22 protein-coding genes are annotated in these 23,818 nt (G+C 66.3%); 11 read left to right on the top strand and 11 right to left on the bottom strand.

Annotated elements, in window-relative coordinates:
* Positions 1 to 36 precede the first annotated feature (36 nt).
* Genes guaB through AC3WJI_RS02640 form a run of 3 tightly spaced genes read left to right on the top strand, consistent with a single transcriptional unit; the run spans position 37 to position 3,224 of the window.
* Positions 37 to 1,494, top strand: a complete 1,458-nt coding sequence (gene guaB, locus AC3WJI_RS02650) for an IMP dehydrogenase (protein ID WP_492755689.1) — start codon at positions 37 to 39, stop codon at positions 1,492 to 1,494.
* 3 nt (positions 1,495 to 1,497) lie between these two features.
* Positions 1,498 to 2,685 (top strand): RsmB/NOP family class I SAM-dependent RNA methyltransferase, encoded by a 1,188-nt coding sequence (locus AC3WJI_RS02645; RefSeq protein ID WP_492755688.1) that lies wholly within the window; start codon positions 1,498 to 1,500, stop codon positions 2,683 to 2,685.
* Between the two features lie 29 nt (positions 2,686 to 2,714).
* Entirely contained in the window at positions 2,715 to 3,224 is a 510-nt protein-coding gene (locus tag AC3WJI_RS02640) for a tetratricopeptide repeat protein (protein WP_492755687.1), read from the top strand.
* On the opposite strand, the gene rsmA is transcribed toward AC3WJI_RS02640, so the two are convergent.
* The 4 genes from rsmA to AC3WJI_RS02620 form a co-directional block, all read right to left on the bottom strand.
* Positions 3,217 to 4,032 (bottom strand): 16S rRNA (adenine(1518)-N(6)/adenine(1519)-N(6))-dimethyltransferase RsmA, encoded by an 816-nt coding sequence (gene rsmA, locus AC3WJI_RS02635; protein WP_492755686.1) that lies wholly within the window; start codon positions 4,030 to 4,032, stop codon positions 3,217 to 3,219. The genes AC3WJI_RS02640 and rsmA overlap by 8 nt on opposite strands.
* The gene (pdxA, locus tag AC3WJI_RS02630; protein WP_492755685.1) at positions 4,029 to 5,033 is read right to left on the bottom strand and encodes a 4-hydroxythreonine-4-phosphate dehydrogenase PdxA; all 1,005 of its coding nucleotides are present in this window, start codon (positions 5,031 to 5,033) and stop codon (positions 4,029 to 4,031) included. The genes rsmA and pdxA overlap by 4 nt, the downstream gene beginning before the upstream one ends.
* 16 nt (positions 5,034 to 5,049) lie before the next feature.
* The gene (locus AC3WJI_RS02625; RefSeq protein WP_492755684.1) at positions 5,050 to 6,354 is read right to left on the bottom strand and encodes a peptidylprolyl isomerase; all 1,305 of its coding nucleotides are present in this window, start codon (positions 6,352 to 6,354) and stop codon (positions 5,050 to 5,052) included.
* A gap of 154 nt (positions 6,355 to 6,508) precedes the next feature.
* A complete protein-coding gene (locus AC3WJI_RS02620) occupies positions 6,509 to 8,830 on the bottom strand; it encodes an LPS-assembly protein LptD (RefSeq protein WP_492755683.1) in 2,322 nt (773 codons plus the stop codon).
* 107 nt (positions 8,831 to 8,937) lie between these two features.
* Between AC3WJI_RS02620 and AC3WJI_RS02615 the strand changes: the two genes are divergently transcribed.
* The 3 genes from AC3WJI_RS02615 to AC3WJI_RS02605 all read left to right on the top strand — a co-directional run bounded on the left by AC3WJI_RS02615 (position 8,938) and on the right by AC3WJI_RS02605 (position 10,366).
* Complete coding sequence (locus AC3WJI_RS02615) at positions 8,938 to 9,378, top strand: DNA polymerase III subunit chi (RefSeq protein ID WP_492755682.1); 441 nt, start codon at positions 8,938 to 8,940, stop codon at positions 9,376 to 9,378.
* Between the two features lie 145 nt (positions 9,379 to 9,523).
* Positions 9,524 to 9,946 carry a nucleoside-diphosphate kinase gene (gene ndk / locus AC3WJI_RS02610; protein WP_066794654.1) on the top strand — a complete coding sequence of 141 codons (423 nt, stop codon included), beginning with the start codon at positions 9,524 to 9,526 and terminating at the stop codon, positions 9,944 to 9,946.
* 174 nt (positions 9,947 to 10,120) lie between these two features.
* Entirely contained in the window at positions 10,121 to 10,366 is a 246-nt protein-coding gene (locus AC3WJI_RS02605) for a DUF6894 family protein (protein WP_492755681.1), read from the top strand.
* Here AC3WJI_RS02605 and AC3WJI_RS02600 read toward each other — a convergent pair.
* The 6 genes from AC3WJI_RS02600 to AC3WJI_RS02575 form a co-directional block, all read right to left on the bottom strand.
* Positions 10,363 to 10,701 (bottom strand): PilZ domain-containing protein, encoded by a 339-nt coding sequence (locus AC3WJI_RS02600; protein ID WP_492755680.1) that lies wholly within the window; start codon positions 10,699 to 10,701, stop codon positions 10,363 to 10,365. The two genes, AC3WJI_RS02605 and AC3WJI_RS02600, sit on opposite strands and share 4 nt — an antisense overlap.
* A gap of 98 nt (positions 10,702 to 10,799) precedes the next feature.
* Entirely contained in the window at positions 10,800 to 12,116 is a 1,317-nt protein-coding gene (locus AC3WJI_RS02595; protein WP_492755776.1) for a sensor histidine kinase, read from the bottom strand.
* 124 nt (positions 12,117 to 12,240) lie between these two features.
* Positions 12,241 to 12,960, bottom strand: a complete 720-nt coding sequence (locus tag AC3WJI_RS02590; RefSeq protein WP_492755679.1) for a response regulator — start codon at positions 12,958 to 12,960, stop codon at positions 12,241 to 12,243.
* A gap of 78 nt (positions 12,961 to 13,038) precedes the next feature.
* Entirely contained in the window at positions 13,039 to 13,467 is a 429-nt protein-coding gene (locus tag AC3WJI_RS02585; protein ID WP_492755678.1) for an EF-hand domain-containing protein, read from the bottom strand.
* Positions 13,468 to 13,609: 142 nt separating this feature from the next.
* Positions 13,610 to 14,383, bottom strand: coding sequence for a thioesterase family protein (locus AC3WJI_RS02580; protein WP_492755677.1), 774 nt, complete (start codon positions 14,381 to 14,383; stop codon positions 13,610 to 13,612).
* Positions 14,380 to 15,858 (bottom strand): class I adenylate-forming enzyme family protein, encoded by a 1,479-nt coding sequence (locus AC3WJI_RS02575; RefSeq protein ID WP_492755676.1) that lies wholly within the window; start codon positions 15,856 to 15,858, stop codon positions 14,380 to 14,382. Before AC3WJI_RS02575 ends, AC3WJI_RS02580 begins: the two co-directional genes overlap by 4 nt.
* Positions 15,859 to 16,067: 209 nt before the next feature.
* On the opposite strand from AC3WJI_RS02575, the gene AC3WJI_RS02570 reads away from it, so the two are divergent.
* Positions 16,068 to 16,499 carry a hypothetical protein gene (locus AC3WJI_RS02570; RefSeq protein WP_492755675.1) on the top strand — a complete coding sequence of 144 codons (432 nt, stop codon included), beginning with the start codon at positions 16,068 to 16,070 and terminating at the stop codon, positions 16,497 to 16,499.
* 12 nt (positions 16,500 to 16,511) lie between these two features.
* On the top strand, positions 16,512 to 16,844 hold the full coding sequence (locus AC3WJI_RS02565) for a hypothetical protein (RefSeq protein WP_492755674.1): 333 nt from the start codon (positions 16,512 to 16,514) through the stop codon (positions 16,842 to 16,844).
* Between the two features lie 6 nt (positions 16,845 to 16,850).
* Here the strand turns inward: AC3WJI_RS02565 and AC3WJI_RS02560 are convergent, their stop codons facing one another.
* Positions 16,851 to 18,065, bottom strand: a complete 1,215-nt coding sequence (locus AC3WJI_RS02560; protein WP_492755673.1) for an MFS transporter — start codon at positions 18,063 to 18,065, stop codon at positions 16,851 to 16,853.
* 269 nt (positions 18,066 to 18,334) lie between these two features.
* Here AC3WJI_RS02560 and AC3WJI_RS02555 point away from each other — a divergent pair, with 269 nt between their 5' ends.
* The 3 genes from AC3WJI_RS02555 (at position 18,335) to AC3WJI_RS02545 (ending at position 23,736) form a co-directional block, all read left to right on the top strand.
* Positions 18,335 to 19,609: an acyl-CoA dehydrogenase family protein gene (locus AC3WJI_RS02555; protein WP_492755672.1), complete on the top strand. Its 1,275-nt coding sequence runs from the start codon at positions 18,335 to 18,337 to the stop codon at positions 19,607 to 19,609.
* A gap of 95 nt (positions 19,610 to 19,704) precedes the next feature.
* Positions 19,705 to 20,775, top strand: a complete 1,071-nt coding sequence (locus AC3WJI_RS02550; RefSeq protein ID WP_492755671.1) for an acyl-CoA dehydrogenase family protein — start codon at positions 19,705 to 19,707, stop codon at positions 20,773 to 20,775.
* Positions 20,776 to 20,997: 222 nt separating this feature from the next.
* Complete coding sequence (locus tag AC3WJI_RS02545; protein ID WP_492755670.1) at positions 20,998 to 23,736, top strand: TonB-dependent receptor; 2,739 nt, start codon at positions 20,998 to 21,000, stop codon at positions 23,734 to 23,736.
* Positions 23,737 to 23,818 lie beyond the last annotated feature (82 nt).

Genomic DNA, 23,818 nt, shown 5'->3' with positions numbered 1-23,818 from the left:
GGCCGCCAACCTCCGACTCAGGACATTGGCGCACCCATGGATATCCCTCTCGGCCTAACCTTCGACGACGTGCTCCTGTATCCGGGCGAGTCCGAGGTGCTGCCGAGCATGGCCGACACGCGCACCTTCGTGACCAAGGGGCTCGCGCTCAACATCCCGATCCTGTCCTCGGCGATGGATACCGTGACCGAGGCCGACATGGCGATCGTCATGGCGCAATTGGGCGGGATCGGCGTGCTTCATCGCAACCTCGACGTGGAGGAGCAAGTCGAGGCGGTGCGCGCGGTCAAGCGCTACGAGAGCGGGATGGTGGTCAATCCGATCACGATCGCCCCCGACGGCACGCTGGCCGAGGCGCGCTTGCTGATGGAGCGCCACCGGATCAGTGGCATCCCGGTGGTCGAGGCAAGCGGCAAGCTCGTCGGCATCCTCACCAACCGCGACGTCCGCTTCGCCGAGAACCCCAACCAGCCGGTCTCCGAGCTGATGACCCACGACAATCTCGCCACCGTCGCCGCGGGCGTCGGCAAGGAGGAGGCACGGCGCCTGCTCCACCAGCGCCGCATCGAGAAGCTGCTCGTCGTCGATAGCGACTATCGCTGCGTCGGGCTGATTACGGTCAAGGATATCGAGAAGGCGGTCAATTTCCCCAACGCGACCAAGGACCCCAGCGGCCGGCTCTGCGTCGCGGCGGCGACCACGGTCGGCGATAAGGGCTTCGCGCGTACCGAGGCCTTGGTCGACGCCGAAGTCGACCTCATCGTGATCGACACCGCGCATGGCCATAACAAGGATGTCGGACGTGCGGTCGAGCGCGTGAAGAAGCTGTCGAACCGGGTCCAAGTCGTCGCGGGCAACATCGCCACGGCGGAGGCGGCGAAGGCGCTGATCGATGCGGGTGCCGACGGACTCAAAGTCGGCATCGGCCCGGGCTCGATCTGTACGACGCGGGTCGTCGCCGGCGTAGGCGTGCCGCAGCTCACTGCGATCATGGACGCGGCGGGCGAGGCGGCAAAGTCGGGCGTGCCGGTGATCGCCGACGGCGGGCTGCGCACCTCGGGCGATCTTGCCAAGGCGCTCGCCGCGGGGGCCTCGACCTGTATGGTCGGCTCGCTGCTCGCCGGCACCGAGGAAGCACCGGGCGAGACTTTTCTCTACCAGGGCCGCGCCTACAAATCATATCGCGGTATGGGGTCGGTCGGCGCGATGGCGCGCGGTTCGGCCGACCGCTATTTCCAGCAGGACATCAAGGACCAGCTCAAGCTCGTTCCCGAGGGCATCGAGGGCCAGGTGCCGTACAAGGGCACTGCGCGCGATGTCGTTCATCAGCTGGTGGGCGGGGTGAAGGCGGCAATGGGATATGTCGGCGCGCCGACGATCGCCGAATTCCAGAAGAAGGCGCGGTTCGTGCGGATCACCGGGGCGGGGCTCAAGGAAAGCCATGTCCACGACGTGACGATCACCCGCGAGGCGCCCAATTATCCGACACGCTGACGCATGAACCCCGCCGCACGCACCCAGGCGGCGATCGACCTGCTCGACCGCATCATCGTCGCCGCGCGGGACCAGGGCGCGGCGGCCGATACGCTGATCGCGCGCTGGTTCGCTGAGCGCCGCTATGCCGGATCGAAGGATCGGCGCGCGATCCGCGAATTGGTTTATGACGCGATCCGCTTATGCGGCGAGCGGCCCGAAAGCGGCCGCGCGGCGATGCGGGCGGTGGCCGCGCAGCACCCCGAGATCGCCGCGACGTTCGACGGCAGCTCCTATGGACCCGCGCCGATCGCGGCGGGCGAGCCCGTTGCCATCAAGGGGCACGCGCCAGGCTGGCTGATCAAGAAACTGCGAGCGTCCGATATCGGCATCGACGAGCAGGCGGCGTTGCTCGGCCGGGCGCCACTCGACCTCCGCGTCAATCGGCTCAAGGCGACGCGCGAACAGGTCGCCGCTGAATTGCCCGATTCCGAAACCCTCGTCTTCGCGCCCGACGCGCTGCGGCTGCCGGCCGAGACGCGCGTCGACCAGCTTGCCGGTTACGCGGCGGGGCAGTTCGAAGTGCAGGACGCTGGCAGCCAGGTCGTGGCGCTGGCCGGCGATGCCACGCCCGGGCAGCATGTCATCGATCTGTGCGCCGGCGGCGGCGGCAAGACGCTGGCGCTCGCGGTAGCGATGGCCAACCAGGGCAGCATCCTCGCCTGCGACGTCGATCGAGGCCGGCTCCAGCGGCTGCCAGAGCGCGCCGCGCGGGCAGGGGTGACGATCGCCGAGACCCGGCTTCTCAACCCGGGCCGCGAGGCGGAGCAACTGGGCGACCAGAGGGGGCGTGCCGACCTCGTGTTCGTCGACGCGCCTTGCTCGGGCACGGGCACCTGGCGGCGCAACCCCGAGGCGCGCTGGCGGCTGACCCCCGAACGGCTCGACAAATTGGTCGCGACCCAGCGCCACATACTGGGCCTCGCCGCCGAACTGGTGCGGCCGGGCGGGGCGCTGGTCCATGTCGTCTGCTCGGTGCTCGACGACGAGGGCGCGAGCCAGGTCGCGGCCTTCCTCGACGCATTTCCCGGCTGGACCGCCGCGCCGCTGGCGCTGGGTGCGGGCCGGCCGCGCGGCGCCGGAATGCGGCTCACCCCGCTGGCGGACTCGACCGACGGCTTTTTTGTCGCGAAGATGGTTCGGCCATGGTAGCGCTACGCCCCTCAGTTTCGGAGATTTTCATGCGGATCACTGCGATTTCGGCGGCCGCGGCGCTGATGGTGCTCTCGGTTTCGACCTCGCTGATGGCGCAGCGTCCCGACGATCAGATCGACCCTAAGTCGCTCGCTTTGCTCCAGGAGGGGCGGACGGCAAAGGCCGCGGGTAATCTCGACGGCGCGCAGGACGCACTGGAAAGCGCGCTGGCGGTGGACCCACGCAATCGCGAGGCGTTCCTCGTCCTCGCCGACGTCGCGCGCGCACGCGGGCTCCCCGGTAAGGCGATTCGCTTCTATTCGGAAGCGCTTGCGCTCGAACCCAACGACGTTGCGGCATTGCGCGGGCAGGGCGAGGCCCTGGTCGCCAAGGGCGCGACCGCCAAGGCGCAGGAGAATCTCGCCAAGATCAAGACCGCGTGCGGCGGCGATTGCAACGACGCGACCCTACTCGCCGCGTCGATCGCCAAGGGCCCGCCGGTGACCGCGACGGCGCAGGCCGAGCCTGCGACGCCGACGGCCGCCAAGCCTAACTGAGAGTTCGCGCCAAAGCGACGAACTCGTCGACCGAGACCGTCTCGGCGCGGCGACTCGAATCCATGCCGAGCTGCTCCATCGCCGCCAGCGCGCCCGGCACGCCCTTGAGGCTCTGCCGCAGCATCTTCCGCCGCTGGCCGAACGCGGCACCGGTCAGGCCCTCGAGAATCTGGAGACGGACACCTTCGGGTGCCGCGGCGGGGACGATGTGCACCACCGCCGACATCACCTTGGGCGGCGGTGTGAAAGCCGAGCGGTGGACCGTCATCGCGATCCGCGGCGTCGAGCGCCACTGCGACAGCACCGCCAGCCGGCCATAGGCCTCCGACCCCGCCGCCGCGACGATGCGCTCGGCAACTTCCTTCTGAAACATCAGGGTCAGGCTTGCCCACCATGGCTCCCAGGCCGCTGACAGCCAGCCGACCAGCAAGGCGGTGCCGACATTGTAGGGCAGGTTGGCGACGACGTGCGGCTTGGTCTCGAACAACGCAGGCGCATCGACCTCCAGCGCGTCTCCCTCGATCACCTTGAGCTTTGCCGGGAAGAATTCGCCGAGTTCGTTCAGCGCCGGGATGCAGCGCCGGTCGCGCTCCACTGCCGTGACCGATGCGCCGGCCTCGAGCAACGCGCGGGTAAGGCCGCCCGGGCCTGGTCCGACCTCGAACACCTCGGCGCCGGCGAGATTGCCGGGCACCCGCGTGATGCGGCCAAGAAGCTGGTGGTCGAACAGGAAGTTCTGCCCAAGCGCCTTGCTCGCGCTGAGACCATGTTTGCGGATGACGTCCCTGAGCGGCGGCAATTCGGTCACGTGGTGCCTGCGAGCGCCTCTGCGCGTCGATCAGCCTGTGCCGCAGCCATGCGGATCGCGGCGATCATCGCGCCGGGATTGGCCTCGTTGCGACCGGCAATCCCGAAGGCCGTCCCATGATCGGGCGAGGTGCGGACGATCGGCAGGCCGAGCGTGGTGTTGACGCCGTCGTCGAAGTGCAGCGTCTTGATCGGGATCAGCGCCTGATCGTGATAGAGACACAGTGCAGCGTCATAGCCGGCACGCGCGCGGGCGTGGAACATCGTGTCGGCGGCGAACGGCCCGACCGCGTCGATCCCCTCGACGCGAAGCTGCTCGATTGCCGGCATCAGGATGTCGATCTCCTCGCGACCGATCGCGCCGCTCTCGCCGGCATGGGGGTTGAGCCCCGCAAAGGCCAGCCGCGGCTTCTCGATCCCGAAATTGCGTTGCAGACCGCGAGCTGTGACGCGCGCCTTTGCGACGATCAGTTCCTGCGAGATCAGCACCGGCACCTCGGCGAACGCGACATGCACCGTGATCGGCACAACGCGCAATGTCGGCCCGGCGAGCATCATCACCGTGTTCTCGCTGGCGACGCCGCAGCGCTCCGCGACGAATTCGGTCTGGCCCGGATAGGTGAAGCCGATGCTGTAGAGCTGCGCCTTGGAGACCGGGCCGGTCACCAATGCGCCCGCTGCCCCCGAGCGCGTGATGCCCGCGGCCACTTCGAGCGACTGGAGCGCGCAGCGGGCGCTTTCGACGTCGGGGATACCCGGCGCGACTTCGAGATTGTCGCCGATCACCAGGATGGGAAGTGCCGTGTCGAACGCTGCGCCGGCTTCGTCCGGACTGGTGATCCGCGCGATCGGACCGTCCCAGACCTTCTCGATCGCGCGCGGATCGCCTACCGTGAAAAAGGGCGGCAGCGAATGCAGCGCGCGTGCGCTCCACGCCTTGGCGGCGATCTCAGGTCCGATCCCGGCGGGATCGCCCATCGCGATGGCGAGCGGAACCGGCATCCGCCCGCCGCTCACCTCAGCGATATTCGACCAGCGCGTCGCGGCGCAGGTCGCGCAGCATGCGCTGGGCGCGCAGATTCGTGCGCTGCTCTTCGAGCTGCTGCTGAACCTGCTCGACCGAAGGCTCATTGGCTTCCTTCGGATCGTCGCGGCCGCACAGAACGAGCACACGTACCCCGTCCTCGACCGAGCCGAACGGCTGGGTAACCTGTCCGACCTGAAGCGGCATGATCATGTTTTGCAGCGCAGGGGGTAGGTCCTTGATCGCGATTCCGTCACGATCGACGGTTTCCGCGTTTTGCGCCTTGGCGACGTTGGCGACATCGCCACAGCCCTTGATAGCGCGCGTCGCGGTGGCGAATTCACCAGCGCGGGCACTGGCCTGCGCCTCGGTGGTGCCCTTGGGAAAAGTGATTGCTACCTGGCGCAGGCTGAGCTTGGCGTCGCGCGGGTCGGCGGTCAGCACCTGGCGTTTCTCGGCGAGATACAGGATCGAGAACCCGGTCGGCAGCTGGATCGGACCCGCAACCTGGCCAGCCTGCATCTCTTGTGCAGCGCGGGCGAGTGCATCGGGCAGCATCGCCGGGCGGATCCAGCCGAGATCGCCGCCGACCGACTTCGTCGAGGATTCCGAATAGGTCTTGGCGAGATAGTCGAACGGCGCGCCCTCGCGCATCTGCTGGATCATCTTCTGCATCGAGGCATGCACCTCCTGCGCGCGATCCGGCGTGGCGTTCATGTAGATTTCGTAGACATGATATTCGTCGCTGCCCTTGGCTTCCTTCATGCGATTGATCATCGCATTGACCTCGGCCTCGCCTACGTTGATGTTGACGCGGCGGCGCAGCAGGCGGTTCCACGCCATATCCGCTTCGATCTGGCGACGGATCGTGCGCTCCGAGGCGCCGATTTCACGAAGCCAACCACGCATCTGGTCGGGTGTCTTCTGGAAGTTCTTCGATACGCGCGCGAAGCTCTGCTCGATCTCGCGCGGGTCGACCGTGATCTCGTTGGCCTTGGCCTCCTGGATCTCGAGCGCCTCGTCGATCAGCTGGCGCAGCATCTGCAGGCGCAGCTGGTCACGCTCCTCGGGCTTGAGGTTGAGCCTGCTGATCGCGACGACCATCGCGACCCGCTGGTCGACATCGGTGCCGGTGATCACAGTGTCATTGACGATCGCAGTGGGCTTGCGGATGTTCGGATCGCTCTTGCCGAAGAACTGGAAGTTCGCGGGAAGATCGAGGCCGGAGGTCGGCATCTGCTGATCGGGGACGGTCTGCGCGAGGGCGATCGAGGCAACCCCCGCGAGGCCGAGAGCCATAATAGTCTTGCGGCCGAAGCGCGCCGCCTTTGCAACACCCATGTTCACGTGAAGCCGTACCCTCATATCCCGGGAGATCGTGGCGCATACTCGCCAATTGTGCCTGAACCAAGGCTTGACGGGATTCGGTTACATCCCGCCCCAAGGCATTACGCTAGCGTCCCAGATTCTTGAACGCCAGCGACAAAAGATACGAGTTGCCGCGCCGTGCATCGCCGGTCGTCTCGTAATAGCGCTTCCAGGTGAGGCCGAGGCGAAGGCAGTCGTCCTCATAGGTGACGCCGAGCCGGTGGCGGACCGGCTGGAAGCCGTCGGACTCCGACAGCACGTCCTCGTCGCGATTCGTCAGGTCTATGAGCGTCGCGCCCGAGACCGACCAGGAGCGCGCGATCTGGACGCGCGCACCGACGCGTGCTTCCTCGCGGTCCTGCAAGTCTTCGAGCGAGGGCCCGATATTGCGATTGAGGCGGAGATAGCCGAGCTGGAGATAGGTGCCGCGCGAACCGACCGTCGCGTCGATCTCGTTGCGGCGGAAGGCGAGGCCGTCCTTGTCGAGCCGATAGCGGTGCGTGAAGCTCACAAAGTCGCGGAAGCGGACGACCGTTCGGCCGACGATGTCCGAGACGCGATCGGTGAGTCCAGTGCCGTCGGGGAAGATCGTCGGGCGCGACGTCAGGCGATAGCTCTGGCCGACATTGGCGTCGACGCTGAAGCCCGGCAGATAGAGCGAATAATCGACGCCCCAGGTGAATCGGGTCGAATCCTCGAAGCGATCGTATCCCGGGAAGCGGTTGAGCGCGAAAAGGTTCGAATCCTCCAGATCGACGGCGCGGGCATCCTCGTTGGGAACGGCGAGGTTCTCGAGCTTGGGTGCCGCGACGACCTGGACGCGCGGGGTGATGCGCTGCGATCCGCCGAACAATTCGCCGACGAGCGGCCATTTCACATCGACCGCGGCGGCGGCGATGCCGCGGAACTGGAAGCCCTCATCGCCGCGATAGCTGGCAACGGTGGTCGATAGCGTGTCGTGGGTATTGTAAGCGTCGGCGCGACCATAGGCAGTGAAGGTGACTTCCTGGCCCCAATTGGTCAGCTTGCGCAGGTCCCAGCGCGCGCTGCCGAAGGCGCGTTGCGAATCCTGGCCGTCCGAGCGGGCGAGCGCTAGCGTGTTGAGCTGGAATTCGAAGCGCCCGCCGAGTAGCCCGTCGTCCATGCGCCGGCGATAGTCGAGTTCGGGAAGCACAAAGGGCTGAATGCCCTGGCGCTCGCCTGCGCGTAGCGTTTGCACCGCCCAAGCGTTGATCGCGAAATAGCTGTCGGCATCGATATGCTCGAGCCGCACATTGTTGCGCAGCCGGTCGTCGCGCGAAATGTCGTAGCGCCGGAGAAAGGTCCGGTCGGTGGCGAGCCGGAACGAGGCGCTCGCGCTCCATTCCGGCGAGAGCTGAAAGCGGCCAACGGCATCGAGATAGCCGCGGAAATCGTTGCTCGACGTCTCGGGAGTGAGCGGCACGGTGAGATCGTCGGCGCGTCGGCTATAAGTACCATAGGCCGTGACGCGATAGGCCCCAAAGCTTTCGAGTGAGCGATATTCGCCCTGCAGCATCGGCAGCGTGTTGGTGAACACGCGCGGCGTGACGGTCAGGTCGCGGTTGGGCGCGAAGCTGAAATAATAAGGCAGCGCGATCTGGAAGCCGTTGGTGCGATCGAGCCGGATGTCGGGGGTCAGGAAACCGTCGTCGCTGGTGCCGCCGACCGGGTGCGAAAAGGCCGGCAGCGGCACCGAGGCGAAGCCGAACACCGAGATCCGCGCGCCGGTATAGCGGATGCGCTTCTTGGTCGGGTCATAGACCACGCGACGCGCGGTGATCTTCCACGAAGGCTCCTTGGGACAGCCTTCGCTATCGACCACCGAGCATGCCGTATACGCCGCATGCTCGACGGTGATAATTCCGTTGTCGCGGCGGCCGCGCTGGGCAGCGATGCGGCCGCCGGCGTCGAGCACGACGAGCATGTTGTCGATCGCGCCATCCTTGAGCGTGTCGGTCAGCTCGATCCGGTCGCCATAGGCTGCGTCGCCCTCGGGATTCACGATGACGATGTTGCCTTCGGCGACGACCTTGCCCGTCTTGCGGTTCCAGACGATCTTGTCGGCGCGCAGGCGATCGCTGCGGCGGCTGAGGCGGACCTCGCCGGCGGCGGTGACGACGTCCTTTTCGTAATCGTAATCGAGCTGGTCGGCGGTGAACTGCACTTCGTCGGGATTCGCCGACGTGGCTTCGGTCGACGGCGGCGGGGGCGCCACGCCGCGGTCCTGCAGCTCGGGGCTGGGGACGGAGGGCAATTGCGGCAAATCGGGCTGGCGCGTGGGTGCATCGATCGGGTCAGCAGTCTCCTGCGCCCGCGCCTGTGCCGCAAGACACAGACCCAGCGCGGCCGACAGTAGCAACACCTTGCGCGTAACGACGATTCCCACCTTTTACTTCACTCCCGGCACGCGGCGCCGTCCGCCCTATCGCAGCGGTTGCGGCATCGCAACGTCGCGTGCGTTGGCCCGAACGCACGGAGACGCTAACAGGAGCCATGCAAGTCGACTTCTACCATCTCACGCAGGTCCCGCTCGAACGCGCATTGCCGCAGATCGCCGAGAAGGTGGTCGCAACCGGCGGACGGCTGATCGTCGTCGCCGGCGAGGCGGGACAGCGGGCAAAACTCGACCAGTTGCTTTGGACCTATGCTCCCGAAAGCTTCCTGCCGCACGGCCAAAGCGGTGGTGAGGACGATGTGCGACAGCCAGTGTTGATCAGCGACGCGCCGGTCGCGGCCAATGGCGCGCGGCACATCGCGCTGGTCGACGGTGTCTGGCGCGAGGAGGCGCTGGGGTTCGATCGGGCGTTTCACTTCTTTGACGAGGACGCGATCGGCGCGGCGCGGGTGGCATGGAAGGGGCTCGCCGATCGCGAAGGCGTGATCCGCAATTACTGGAAGCAGAATGAGTCGGGCAGGTGGGAGAAAGCCGCCTGAGACCGAGCGCCGGCCGCAAGCGACACTTTGCCAGCGCAGAACCGCCGCAGAACCGCAAGTTGGCGGCGGGCAGCTTGCATCCGCCGCGCCTCCGGACTAGGGAGCCGCGACTTTCCACAACTTCAATAACAGGAGCCGCACGGCCATGGCCGCGACCCGGACCTTTTCGATCATCAAGCCCGATGCCACTCGCCGCAACCTCACCGGTGCGGTCACCAAGATGCTCGAGGATGGCGGGCTGCGCGTCGTCGCCTCGAAGCGCATCCAGATGACCCGCGAGCAGGCCGAAGGCTTTTACGCCGTTCACAAAGAGCGTCCGTTCTTCGGCGAGCTCGTCGAGTTCATGATCTCGGGCCCGGTCGTCGTGCAGGTGCTCGAGGGCGAGAACGCCATGCAGCGCAACCGCGACATCATGGGCGCCACCAACCCCGCCAACGCCGAGCCCGGCACGATCCGCAAGGAATTGGCCGAGTCGATCGAGGCGAACTCGGTGCACGGTTCGGACTCGGACGAGAATGCCGCGATCGAGATCGCCTACTTCTTCAAGCCCGAAGAAATCGTCGGCTGATCGTCTGCCAGAGCGATTTGAGGAAGCGCCGTTGGGGACTACCCGCCGGCGCTTTTTCTTTACCCGGATAAGAGCCGGCCACACAAACTGGCGATAGCTCTGCGGATTGGTACGAAATCGTATTGATCCAGGTTTATCGCTGCAACTTGCTGATATGCAGCGCATTTCAGTTGCATGCCGCAATATTTCTTCAGTCTCCGGACGACCGATCCCGATCCGTCTCTGGCTGCCCTGCAAGGCGGCACGTTTCCCGATCTGCGCGCCGCGCTTGCGGAGGCGAACAGCACCGCGCGTGCGCTGGTCGACAAGCGGGTGCGGCGCGCGCCGAACGATCTCCGCGGATTTCTGGACATCGAGGACGAGCGCCGTCAGCCTATCGCCCGCATCCTGCTCGCCGACGTCGCGCGCCAGATTTCCTAGCTTCGGCAGTGTCCGCCGAGATGCGACACGGTCGACGGATGGAGACGCTCGGAAAATTGCAGTCCGACGGCGCCGTCCTGCACCCAGCAGACCTGCGCCGGTACCGCCGCGAGATGCGCGATCGCCACGAGCACTTCGTCGCCGACGCGATATTCCCAGGTGAGCAGCTTGCAGCCGGTGGTGGAGATGTCGACGACCTCTGCCTTGACCCGCACGCCGCTGCCCCGCGCCCGCAGCTTGGCCCTGAGATCGGCGGGCACGCGCTCGTCCTGCCGTCGATTGCGCCATGACGCGGCGCGCCGGCGCGAGCTTTTAAGTTCAACGACTGCCTGCATAGCCGGACCTCCGAGGTCCAACTAGCAACAGGCAAGTTAACAAGGTCGCCCCGCGCGATTGTCGATTTGCGTCAAGACTTGAACTATTGTTCCAAGTCCTATCCGCGCGGCAGCGTGATCGTGGCGGTGAGGCCGCCGCCGTCGCGGTTAGCGAGGCTGATGTCGCCGCCGGCATCGTGGACGATCGCACGGGCAAGCGCGAGACCCAGGCCGATGCCGCCGGTCTCGCGGTTGCGCGAGGTTTCGAGGCGGGTGAACGGATCGAACACCGCGGCGAGCTTGTCGGGCGGGATACCGGGCCCCCGGTCGGCGACTTGGATCGCGACGCTGCGTTCGCCCGCTAGCAGGCGCACTTCGGCGCCGCCGCCATATTTGACCGCATTCTCGATGAGATTACGTACCGCGCGGCGCATCAGGGAGGGGCGCAGGTGCATTTTCAGCCGCTCGGTCTCTTCGAACGCGACGTCATGGTCCAGGTCGCGGAAATCCTCGACTACGGCATCGATCAGCGCCGAGAGATCGACATCCGTGGGCGGCTCGCTGGGCCGGCCGAGCCGGGCGAGGCTGAGGATGTCGTCGAGCGTGCGGTTCATCTCGTCGATCGTGTCGGCCATGCGGTTGCGGTCGTCGTCATCCTCGACCGATTCGATGCGGACGCGCAGCGCCGCCAGCGGGGTGCGCAGATCGTGGCCGATGGCGCCGAGCATGCGGTCCTTCTCGTCGAGCATCGCGTTAACCCGCAGACTCAGCGCATTGTAGGCGGCGATAACCGCGCGGACGTCGCTGGGGCCGCGCTGCTCGAGCGGTTGGGCAGCTTCACCGGGACGGAAGGCAGTGGCGGCGCCGGCGAGCGAACGCAGCGGCTTCGAGATGCGGCGGACGATCCACATCACCGGCAGCAGGATGACGATGTAGAGAATCAGGGTCTGGAGGAGCAATGCGGCGAACAGCCGGCGATCGGCGCGGTACCAGGGCGCATTGGTAGTGAGCCAGCCCTTCCCGGGTTGCTCGATCGCGATCACGAGGGCGAGACCGGAGCGGCGGCGGTCGCGGTTTTCCTCGGCGCTCACCTGGCGGATGCCGGTGTCGATCCTGCCGACGGCGATACCGAGTTCGGCAAGCTGAGAGCGGAGTTCGGCGGCGACTTCGTCGCGGCGCTCGAGGTTGCCCGGGATCGGGTTCGCCGGCACGCGGCGGACGCGGCCGCGATTGGCGGCGAGCGGCCGGCCGGTGGTCCGCTCGCGCTCAAGTGCGTCGGTGATCCGGGTGACCGACTGGCCGGCCGCCTGGCTGAGGCGAAACTGGGTGCGGTCGCGCACGGCGATGGCGAAGTTTAGCGCCTGCGCGGCGAAGAGCGCTACTGCGATTAGGAGCGCCATCTGGCCGGCGAGCGATTTCGGGAGGAAGCGGGTCATGTGGCGATGCGCGGGGGGATATCGGCGCATTCGTGATCCAGCGAAAGTAGGAGCCGAGTGTCGCAGGCTATACGATTTGTAACCTTGGACTCCTGCTTTCGCAGGAGTAGGGAAAGACGCAAGGTCAAAGCCGGGTCACCTCCGCGGCGAGGGTGTAGCCGCCGCCCCAGACGGTCTTGATCAGCGACGGGTTCTTGGCGTCGGGCTCGATCTTCTTGCGCAGTCGGCTGACCTGATTGTCGATTGCGCGGTCGAACGCGGCGGCCTCGCGGCCCTGGGTCAGGTCGAGCAACTGGTCGCGGGTGAGGACCTGGCGTGGCCGCGTCACCAGGGCGTGGAGGAGATTGTACTCGCCCGTCGACAGCGCGACCGAGACGCCTTCGCGGTCGACCAAGGCGCGCTCGCCGGTCTTGAGCACCCAGCCGGCAAAGGCGAAGCTGCCGGTCTCGGGCGCGTGCTGCTTGGCGCCGCCGGCGGTCCAGCGGCGCAACACCACCTTGATCCGCGCGGCGAGCTCGCGGGGGCTGAACGGCTTCACGACATAGTCGTCGGCGCCCATTTCGAGCCCGACGATACGGTCGGTCTCTTCGCTGCGCGCGGTGAGCAGGATCACCGGGATCTCACTGGTCTCGCGGATGTGGCGGCACAGGCTGAGGCCGTCCTCGCCAGGCATCATGATGTCGAGGATGACGAGGTCGATCGCATAGGCCGCCATCCGCGCGCGCGCGCCTTCGGCGTCGCCGGCCTGGGTGACGCGGAATCCCTGCTTGGTGAGATATTGCGCCAGCGGCTCGCGGATCGAGCGCTCGTCGTCGACAAGAAGGAGATGGGGGAGATCGGACATGTTGCGACCGTAACAACTCCGCGCGTGAAAAGAAGTGCCGGGCGGCGAGGGGAGGGGCGCCGCCCGGCACAGGCGGGATCAGTTGGCGCCGCGGCGCTCCATCATGGCGCGCATGCGCTCACGCGCGGCGTCGCCTTCCGCTTTGTCGATCTTGCCGTCGGCATTGGTGTCGAGGCGGTCGAAGCGCCGGTCGGCCTGGGCGCGCTGCTCGTCGAGCGAGATTGCGCCGTCCTTGTTCGCGTCGATCCGGCTCAGCATGCGCGCACCGCGGCCTTCGCCGTCGCCGGGCAGCTCGTCCCTGCTGAGCTTGCCATCCTTGTTGGCGTCGAGCTTGGCGAAGCGCGCGTCGACATCGGCGAGGAATTCGGCCTTGGTGACGACGCCGTCGCCGTTGGTGTCGGACATGGTGAGCATGCCGCCGCCCATCGGACGATCCTGCGGCGCGGCGATCGCGCTGCCGGCGAGCAGGGTGGTGCCGAGCAGCACGGCAGCGAGGGGCTTCTTCATCGAACGATCTCCAGCACTAGAGCGGCCGTGCCGCGACTGATCGCCTTTTGACGGGGGAGCTGTCGCAGGGGTTTGTCAGGTGCGGGGCAAGTTGTCGCAAATTGTCGCGGTGTCAGCCAAAATGGCGACGGGCTTCTTGGGCTCAGCCAAAAATGGCGACGCCTTGCATCGCCTCCGCGACGGGCTCGCCGTCAGCGTTCCAGATTGACATGCGCTGGCTGCTATAGCCGTGGCGGGCGGTGTCGGCGGCGGCGCCTAGCAGCCACCAGCCGTCGGTGGTGGCGGGCTCGGGAGTAAGGAAGTTGATCTGCCAGTTGAGCGAGCTGAGCGGGGTCTGGCGCTCGGCGGCAAGCTTGAACGCTCCCGGCGGCAGGGCGTCGCCGATTGCGAGAAGCTCGACCATCGGATGCAGTCCCTCGCGTGCGCGCAGCCGCGCCCAGCGCAGCCATTCGGCGGCGCCAAGCTCGGCCTTGGGATCGAAGAAGTTGAAATTGCCTGTGAAGAAGCTGTCGGGGCCGGTGTAGAGCGTCGCGTCGGCGGCAGGCGGCGTGACCTCGCCCCGGCGCGCCTGGTCATGCTCGATCGCTGAGGCAAGCGGCGCCATGAATACGAAGGTTGCGCGAAGACCGAGACCGGCGGCGGACGTGACGTCAGACTGGATGAAGGCGGCGTTGCGGCCGCGGCGCAGCTTGGTCGCGGTGACGGTCACTTCGCCGGCGAGCGGACCAATGAAGGCAATCTGAGCGGAGCGCAACGGAGGGAGATCGGATTCGAGTTCCAGCGTGGCCTGCAGCGCCAATGCCGCGGAAAGCCCGCCGAACGCAGTGCGGCCCTGCATCCAGTCGCTCGGGATATCGGTGGCGAAGCCGCCCGCGTGGCGCGGTGCCGCGGCGAGCAGTTGGGCGATAGGCGTCACCGATAGAGGTCGCGAAGTTCGCGCTTGAGGATCTTGCCGATCGCGCTGCGCGGAAGCTCGTCGACGCGGCGGAGATCGGCGAGGCGCTGGGTCTTGCCGAGGCGTGCGTTGGTCCAGGCAAGGATCTCGTTCGCGTCGCCGCTACCGACATAGAAGCCGACCGGCGTCTCGCCCCATTGTTCGGACGGCACCCCGACGACGCTGCAGTCCTCAACTTTGGCATGCTCGCGCAACACCGCTTCGAGATCGGTGGGATAGACGTTGAACCCGCCCGATATGATCAGGTCCTTCTTGCGATCGAGCAAGGTCAGGAAGCCGTCTTCGTCGAAGCGCCCCACATCGCCGTGGCGGATGAAGCGATTGCCGTCTTTATCGTACCAGGTTGCCGCATCCGTGGCCCCGGCGCGGCCATGATAGCCCGACATCATCGCGCCCGAGCGCCCGACGACTTCGCCCACCTCGCCCTGCGCGACTTCGCGGCCCTCATCGTCGATCAGGCGAATGTCGTGCCCCTCGATCGGCTTGCCGACGGTGTGGAGCTTGTCGGGATGGGCGTTGCAGAGGAGCACGGTGGTGCCGCCGCCTTCGGTCATGCCATAATATTCGACGAGCAGGCCGGGCCAGCGCGCGAGCACGTCGGCCTTCAGCACGGCCGGGAAGGGCGCGCTGGTGCAAGTCTTGAGCGTGAAGCTCGACAGGTCGAAGCGGTCGAACTCGGGATCCGCCATGATCCGCTTGTACTGGATTGGCACCAGCATGGTGACGCTGCCGCGATGCTTTTCGGCGAGCGTCAGATATTCGCGCGCGTCGAACTTGGCGAGCAGCACGACGGTGCCGCCCCAGCCGAGCGTGGGGAAGAAGCTCACCAAGGTGGTGTTCGAATAAAGCGGCGTCGCGACCATCGTCACGGCGTCGCCGAAGCCGGCGGGCGCGCGTGCGATATGGACCCAGCGCATGGCGTGGGGCTGGACGATGCCCTTGGGCGTGCCGGTGGTCCCCGAGGAATAGATGATGTTGAACGGGTCGTCGGGGCCGACCGCCACGGCGGCCGGTGTGCCGTCGCCCAACCAGGCGTCGAGCGCTTCGAACGCGACCTTGCGCACCGGGACAGGGATATCGTGCGCGGCCTCGTGGAACAGGATCGGCGCGCCGCAATCGGCGACCATCGCGGCGAGCTGCTCGGGGGTCGCCGAAGGCGCGAGCGGCGCGGCGACGCAGCCGGCACGCAGCGCGCCGAGAAAGACCAGGGCATATTCGAGCGAGGACGCGCCGAGGATCGCGATTGCGTCACCCTGCTTCGCGCCGTCGCGCTGGAGCGAGAAGGCGATGCGGTCCATCACCCGGTCGAGCTCGGCATAGGAGATCGTGCGATCACCGAAGATCAGCGCCGGCTTGGCGCCGCGCTCGCCGGCATGCGCACGAATGAGCTCAGGCAGCGTCGCGAAATCGCGTGCCAGCAGCGCCTCGGCAGTCATAGTCTCGCCCCCATCGGGACGACCTTAGCGCGCGCGGCGGCGAACGCCATACGCATTTTTCGAAAAGTCGCGCGCGGCGGCTCTGGAAATCGATTCGACAGTGCCGTCCCGCACTCGCTATGATGCGGGCCGGGCGATCAGGGGGACGTTCGATGCGGGCGAGTTGTTCAAGCGCGGTCTGGTGGCGTTTGATGACGATGATGGCGCCGTTGGCAGTATTGCCTATCGTCACTTCGTGCGCCGTGTCGTTGATCGCGCCCTATGACAGCCGCACCGAGGAGATGGTGACCCAGATCCAGGGTGAGCTCTCGGCATTTCATCAGGAACTGATCTACACCAACAAGGCGCCGGACTGCGTCTATTCGAAGCATGTCGATTTCTATCGCACGATCCATGGCGACATCGCCAATCTGCGCGTGCGGGTCGGCGCGATCGCCAAGAATGCGCAGACCAGCGATCAGGTCGCGGCGCTCGAAGCGGGGGTCGTCGATCTCGAACAGATCCACCGCAACCGCGAGGGGCAGCCCGTGGGCGACGGGCAATGCATGGCTCTCAAGGCGATGGAGAACAGTTTCGGCGGGCTCGAGGGGATCGTCCGCACGATCCTGCAGCTCGAGATGGTCAAGCAACGTACGCTCTGAGGGAGACAGGCGATGGATCTCGATTTCGGAGCGCTGGCAGGGCAGATCGGGGACAGGATCACCGGCGTGCTCGCCGGCTATGGCAAGAGTGCCGGCGGTTTCGCACGCACCGAGGGTGAGAAGATCGCGCTGTCGATCCGCCAGATCGCCGAGATGGTGCGCGACGGCGAGATCCTGCCCGACGAGGCGCCGCTCTATCTCGACATCCAGATGCAGCATTCGCGCGCGGTGTTGCGAACGGTCGAGGGCATCGGGCTGGTTGCCGCCGAGCAGGCGATCAACGGCGTGCTCGATCTGGTCAAGGGCACGGTCACGACGGCACTCGGCTTTCCGCTGGTCAAATAGCCCGGTTCACGTCGCCGGCGCGGTTTTAACGCGCGGCACCACGCGCACGATCACGATGAGCAAGGCCGAGAGCGCAAGCGCGGCGGCAAGCACGAAATTGCCCGCCGGAAAGCCGCGCTCCGCGCCGAAGGCCAGCGCCTGGCTGAGCGTCAGCGGCGCGAGGATCAGCGCGATGCTGCTCAGACTGGCCATCCCGCCCTGCAGCGCGCCCTGATGCTGCGCGTCGGTCATCCGCGATAGCAACGCGTTGATCGACGGATAGGCAAGCGCCTGGAATGCGCCGATCGGGATGAGCGCGTAAACCATCCAGCCGTGGCGGACGAAGATATAGCCGCTGAACACAGCGCCGCCGGCGAGCATGCCGAGGACGACGGTGCGCTCCTCGCCCCAGCGCTTGATCGCGCGCCCGGTGACCAGTGTCTGGACCAGCGCCATCGCCAGGCCGGAGGCAGCGAGCGACCAGCCGATCGCCTGCTCGTTCCAGCCGAGCGCGATCTCGGACCAGAAGGCCCAGGTCGACGGATAGACCATGTGCGCGAATTGCCAGAGGAACGCGGCGAGCAGCAGCCACCCGGCATTGCCGGCATGGAAGAGCGGCCTGAACGCGGCGAAGACATGGGCGTTGCCCCAACGAAAGCTGCGCCGCCGTTCGGGAAGCATCGTCTCGGGAAGCGCGGTCAGGATCCACAGCGCGTTGAGCCCGGCGAGAACAGCCGCGGCAATGAACGGCGCGCGGGTGCCGAAACCGGCGAGCAGTCCGCCTAGCGCGGGCCCGAGGATGAAGCCGACGCCGAACGCGGCCCCCATCAGCCCGAACGTCGCCCCGCGCTTCTCGGGCGGTGTGACGTCGGCGAGCACCGCATTGGCGGGGCCGTAGGAAGCGCCAGCCACGCCCGCGATCATCCGCCCGACGAACAGCCAGGCGATCGTCGGCGCGGCGGCCATGAAGGCGTAATCGGCAGCGAAAGCGAGCATCGAAAAGAGCAGGACGGGACGACGGCCGAAGCTGTCGCCGAGCGTGCCGAGGATCGGGCCGGCGAAGAACTGGGTCCCGGCATAGGCGGCGAGCATGTAGCCGCCGATCCGCGTGGCATCCTCGAGACTTACATGCGCGAGCTGGACGATCAGCCGCGGGAGCACAGGCATCACGATGCCGAAGCCGATCGAGTCGATTAGCACGGCGGCGAGCACGATCGGCACCGCACGGTGATGGAACTGCATCGGTGTCTCCCCTTTTGCAGCGATTGTGGCGGAACAATTAGGGTACGTCAAAGGCTCAACGCCACCTCGGCCTTGTGCCGGGTGCTGGGGTCCACCGTGCGGCGCGCGAAGCCCTCTCAGATCTTTTCCATCGCTTCGGCGCGGTGGACCCAGGCTTGAGGCCGGGGTGGCGGGAAGAGGTGGCGTGTGACCTCGTCGCGAGCCCGCTTGACGGCGCCGATGGCATACCGCATCTTCGAATCAGGCCGAAGCCGGCCATGGAGGGGATGATGGCGACCGCAGCCGAGATCGACACGCCGACTGGACCGCTCGACGCTTTTAGAGTGCAAGCCCGTGAATGGCTTGCGGCCCATTTCCCGCCCGCGCTGAAGGGCAAGGACAATGCGATGTCCGCGGTCGAAGGGCCGCATGAGAACTCGCCCGACGAAGCGGCCTGGCAGGCGGCGATGGGCGAGAAGGGCTGGGGCGTGCCGACTTGGCCGAAGGAATATGGCGGAGGTGGGCTGAGCCGCGGCGAAGCGCGAGTGCTGCAGGAGGAAATGGCGCGGATCGGCGCGTGGAACCCGATCGGCGGAATGGGCGTGATGATGTTCGGCCCGACCCTGCTCGAATATGGCAGCGAAGCGCAGAAGCGCGAGCATATCCCGGCGATCGCCAAGGGGACGGTGCGCTGGTGCCAGGGCTATTCGGAGCCCGGGGCGGGATCGGACCTCGCCTCGCTCCAGTGTTTCGCCGAGGACCAAGGCGACCATTATCTCGTCAACGGCCAGAAGACCTGGACCAGCGGCGGGCAATGGGCGGACAAATGCTTCATGCTCGTCCGCACCGACAAGACGAAGAAGCATGAAGGCATCACCTTCCTGCTCTGCGACATGGATAGCCCGGGCGTCGAAGTGAAGCCGATCCGGCTGATTTCGGGCTCGTCGCCGTTCTGCGAGACCTTCTTCACCGATGTGCGAGTCCCCAAGGCCAACCGGGTTGGCGAGGAAGGACAGGGCTGGACGATCGGCAAGCGCCTGCTGCAGCACGAGCGCAGCAGCCTGTCGGGCGGCGGATCGACCGCGGGACGGATGTTCGCCGGCGTGCCGCTCGGGCAGCTTGCCAAGAAATATATCGGGGCCGACGAGCAGGGTCGGATCGCCGACGCCGACCTGCGCAGCCGGATCGTCCGCCACGAGATGGACCTGCGTGCCTTCCTGCTGACGCTGCGGCGCGCGGCGGACGAGGCGAAATCCAATCAGGGGCCGTCGGCGGCGACTTCGATCATGAAGAATGTCGGTGCGCGGATCATGCAGGAACGCTCCGAGCTGCTGATCGAGATCCGCGGGCTGGCCGGGCTTGGCTGGGAAGGCGAAGGGTTCGAGGAAGACGCGCTCAAGGACGTGCGCAGCTGGCTCTTCGGCAAGGCGGTGTCGATCTATGGCGGGTCGAGCGAGATCCAGAACAATGTGATCGCCAAGCGGATCCTGGGGATGCTGGATCATCAGCGAAACCCCTCTCCCATCGGGAGAGGGAGGGCCCATCGCGGAGCGATGGGAGGGTGAGGGCAGGGCGGTCGCTGCAGGAATTCTTCCTGTCTTCACCCTCCCGCCGCTTCGCGGCTCCCTCCCTCTCCCGATCGGAGAGGGAGAAGAGTAAAATGGCAATCCTGACCGAAGAACAGACGATGCTGCGCGACATGGCGCGCGAATGGGCGGACAATGAGTCCCCCGTGACCGCGTTTCGCAAGATGCGCGACGCGGCACCGGGCGAATTCTATGACTCAGCGGCGTGGCGGGCGCAGGCCGAAATGGGCTGGGCCGGGATCCTGATCCCCGAGGCGCAGGGTGGCGCCGGAATGGGCTATCTGTCGCTCGGGCTCGTGCTCGAGCAGCTCGGCCGCACGCTGACCGCGACGCCACTTGCCGCTACCGCAGCTGCGACGAGCGCGCTGCTGCTCGGCGGCTCCGAGGCGCAGCAGGCCGAATGGCTGCCGCGGATCGCGGCGGGCGAGATCGTCGCGGCGCTGGCGGTGGACGAGGGGCCGCGCTTCGCCCCCGATCGGATCGCGACGCGGGTCGAAGGTGGCCGGCTCAGCGGCACCAAGGAATTCGTCGCAGAAGGCGACAGCGCGCAATTGTTCGTCGTGGCGGCGAACGACGGGCTGTATCTCGTCGAGGGCGACGCGGGCGTCACGCGGAGCCCGCGCAAGTTGACCGATGCGCGGAGCCATGCCCGGGTGTGGTTCGACAATGCGCCGGCGGTAAAGCTGGAGGGCGGCGAGGAGCTGCTTACCCAAGCGACCGACCGCGCCGCTGCGGCTTTGTGCGCGGAAATGCTCGGTATGGCGGAAGCCGCGTTCGCGCAGACCAACGACTATCTCAAGACGCGCGTCCAGTTCGGGCAGGTGCTCGCCTCGTTCCAGGCGCTCCAGCACCGCATGGCGAAGATGTTCACCGAGCTCGAATTGATGCGCTCGGCGGTCGAGGGCGCGCTGGAGGCGATCGACAGCGGCCGGGCGAATGTCAGTCAGGAAGTCAGTCTTGCTAAGGCGATTGCGGGCGAGACGCTGCATCTGGTCAGCCGCGAGATGGTCCAGCTCCATGGCGGAATCGGGATGACCGACGAGCATGAGGCGGGATTCTATCTGAAGCGCGCGCGGGTGCTCGAGGCGATGTGGGGCAATGCGGCGTGGCATCGCGACCGGTTCGCGCGGTTGAACGGGTATTGAGGATTATAAGGCGGAGCTTGCCGTCTCTATTCCCCTCCCGCTTGCGGGAGGGGAACATTTGCCGTTGCGCCCGGCCGTCTGCGCACTGGTGCAATCCGGCAACACCTCAATCCAGTCCCGCTTTGCAACGTTTGTTATGCTTGACGGCTCTTAGCGAACAGGTTGTTATTCGAGCTTAGGGTATGGAACCGCCAAGTGTTCCGGCCCGTGGTGGGAGAGATGATGATGCGGTTACGCCTTCTGTCGGCCTGTGCGGCTCCGGCAATGATCATGGCGCTCGCGGCGCCTGCTTACGCCCAGGACACCCAAGACGCTCAGGATACTACGGAAAGCGCCGATCCGGGCAGCTCGAACGAAGTCGTGATCACCGCGCAGGGGCGCGCGCAGGTGCTCGCCGACGTGCCGCTCGCGGTGTCGGCGATCAGCGCCGAGACGCTCCAGCAATCGGGCGCGAACGACATCCGCCAGCTCAACCAGGTCGCGCCGTCGCTGCTGGTCTCGTCGACCGGCAGCGAGGCCAATGGTTCGGCACGCATCCGCGGCATCGGCACCGTCGGCGACAATCCCGGGCTCGAAAGCTCGGTCGCGGTGTTCATCGACGGCGTCTACCGCTCGCGATCGGGGATCGGGCTCAACGAGCTCGGCGAGATCGACCGTATCGAAGTGCTGCGCGGGCCGCAGGGGACCTTGGGCGGGCGCAATGCCTCGGCCGGCATGATCAACATCGTCAGCAAGGCGCCGGCGCCGGTCTACAGCGCGGGTGCCGAATTCACCTATGGCAATTACGACCAGATCCGCGCGTCGGGCTTCATCAACCTGCCGATCGGCGACACGCTCGCCGCGCGCGTCGACAGCGTCTATTCGCGGCGCGACGGCTTCTATCACGACCTCACCAACGACCGCGACATCAACAACCGCGACCGCTATTTCGTCCGCGGGCAATTGCTGTTCGAGCCGTCGAGCGACCTGACCGTCCGGCTGATCGGCGACTATACCAAGCGCAAGGAAGAATGCTGCGCGGCGACCTACATCAACAACCAGATGAATGAATATATCGGCGGGCTCAACGACCCCGCGCAGAACAATATCGTTCGCGTGCTTCAGGCGCTGGGCCAGCCCGCCGCGGCCTTCACCGAGGGCTATAGCCGCAACATCTATGTCAGCCCCGGCCGCAGCTATTATGGTGAGACCGAGGATTGGGGCGCTTCGCTCCAGGTCGACTGGGACCTTGGCGGCGCCAAGCTGACTTCGATCACCGGCTATCGGGACTATTCGAGCGATCAGGGCTCGGACACCGATTACAGCCGCGTCGACATCCTGTACCGTGCACCCGACGGCAATTCGGCGCGCAGCTTCAAGACCTTCAGCCAGGAGCTGCGGTTGCAGGGCACTGCGTTCAGCGACAAGCTCGACTGGCTGATCGGCGGCTATTACGCCAATGAGGATCTCGAGGTCCTCGATAACCTTCGCTTCGGCAACCAATATGGCCGGTTCGCGACCTGCCGGCTGATCTCGGGCAGCGCCCTGGCAGCGCTCTATTCCCCGACTTCGACAGGCTGCCTCGCCGCGCGCCCGGCGCTGTTCGGTGCGGCTAGTCCGCTGATCTACGGTGCAATCAACGCGCTCGATGGGATCAACGATCGCGGGTCGACCCTGGACGTGTATAATCAGAACAGCCGCAACTGGGCGCTGTTTACGCATAACATCGTCCATGTCACCAAGGGGCTCGATGTCACTTTGGGGCTGCGCTACACCAACGAGCGCAAGAAGTTCGACGCGACCTTCGGCAACGACAACACAGCTTGCGTCGCAAACCAGACCAACCTGCTGCCCTTTCGCTCGAACGCTGCATTGACGGCAGTGATCGACGGCATTCTCGGCCTGTCGTGCCAGGGCAATTCGACCGCCGAACTCAACGGCGTCTCGATCAACGACGAGCGCAACGAGCACAAATTCACCGGCACCGCGATCGTCTCGTACAAACCGACCGAGGACCTGCTGGTCTATGGCAGCTACTCGCGCGGCTACAAGGCGGGCGGGTTCAACCTCGACCGCTCGGCGCTCAAGGTGCCGATCCTGCCGTTCGGCGGCCAGGCGGGCACGCAGGCGCTGGTCGGAAACCTCCAGTTCGATCCCGAGACGGTCAACGCCTATGAAATCGGCCTCAAATATTCGAGTGGGCCATTCAGCCTCAACATCGCCGGCTTCCGGCAGGAGTTCAAAAACTTCCAGCTCAACACGTTCAACGGCACGGTCTTCCTCGTCCAGAACGTCAATGGCTGCAGCGCCAACCTGAACGGCGGCGACCGCGACCAGAGCAAGTTCCCGGCAGCGACGGCCAACTACAACGCCGCCGCGGCGACCACGGGCGCGTGCAGCAGCGGCGACGTGACCTATGGCGTGCTGTCGCAGGGCGTCGAGCTCGAGGCGTCGCTGGTACCGCATCGCGACATCCGCGTCGGGCTGGGGCTGACCTATTCGGAAACCAAATATCGCGACCAATTGGTCGGCAACGCATCGGGCGCGCCGCTCGACCAGGCACTGCGGAAACTGCCGGGCGACAATCTGTCGAACGCGCCCGAGATCGTCGCGACTGCGTCCTTCGCCTGGACCCCGGATCTGGGCGGTTCGGGGCTCAGCGGGCTGGTCTATTTCGACACGCGCCTGACCGACGATTACAACACCGGCTCGGACCTGTTCCCGCAGAAGGAGCAAGACAGCTATGCGATCTTCAACGCGCGGATCGGCATTCGCGGGCCCGAGCAGCGCTGGTCGATCGAATTCTGGGGGCAGAACATCTTCAACGAAAACTATACCCAGGTCGGGTTCAACTCGCCGTTCCAGGAAGGCGCGGCGAGCGCGCCCTTCACCGATCCGCAATATCCGGGCGGCCGGCAGATCTTCTCGGCCTATCTGGCCGAGCCGCGGACCTATGGCGTGACCTTGCGCACGCGTTATTGATCGGTCCGGACCGAGAGGGCGGGCCCGCAGGCGACTGCGGGCCCGTTTGCCTCAGTGGTAGACGTGCGCCGCGGTGCGGGCG

This window comes from Sphingomonas sp. FW306-1B-B10E (genome assembly GCF_058782005.1).
This window is presented reverse-complemented; position numbering and strand designations above follow the sequence as displayed.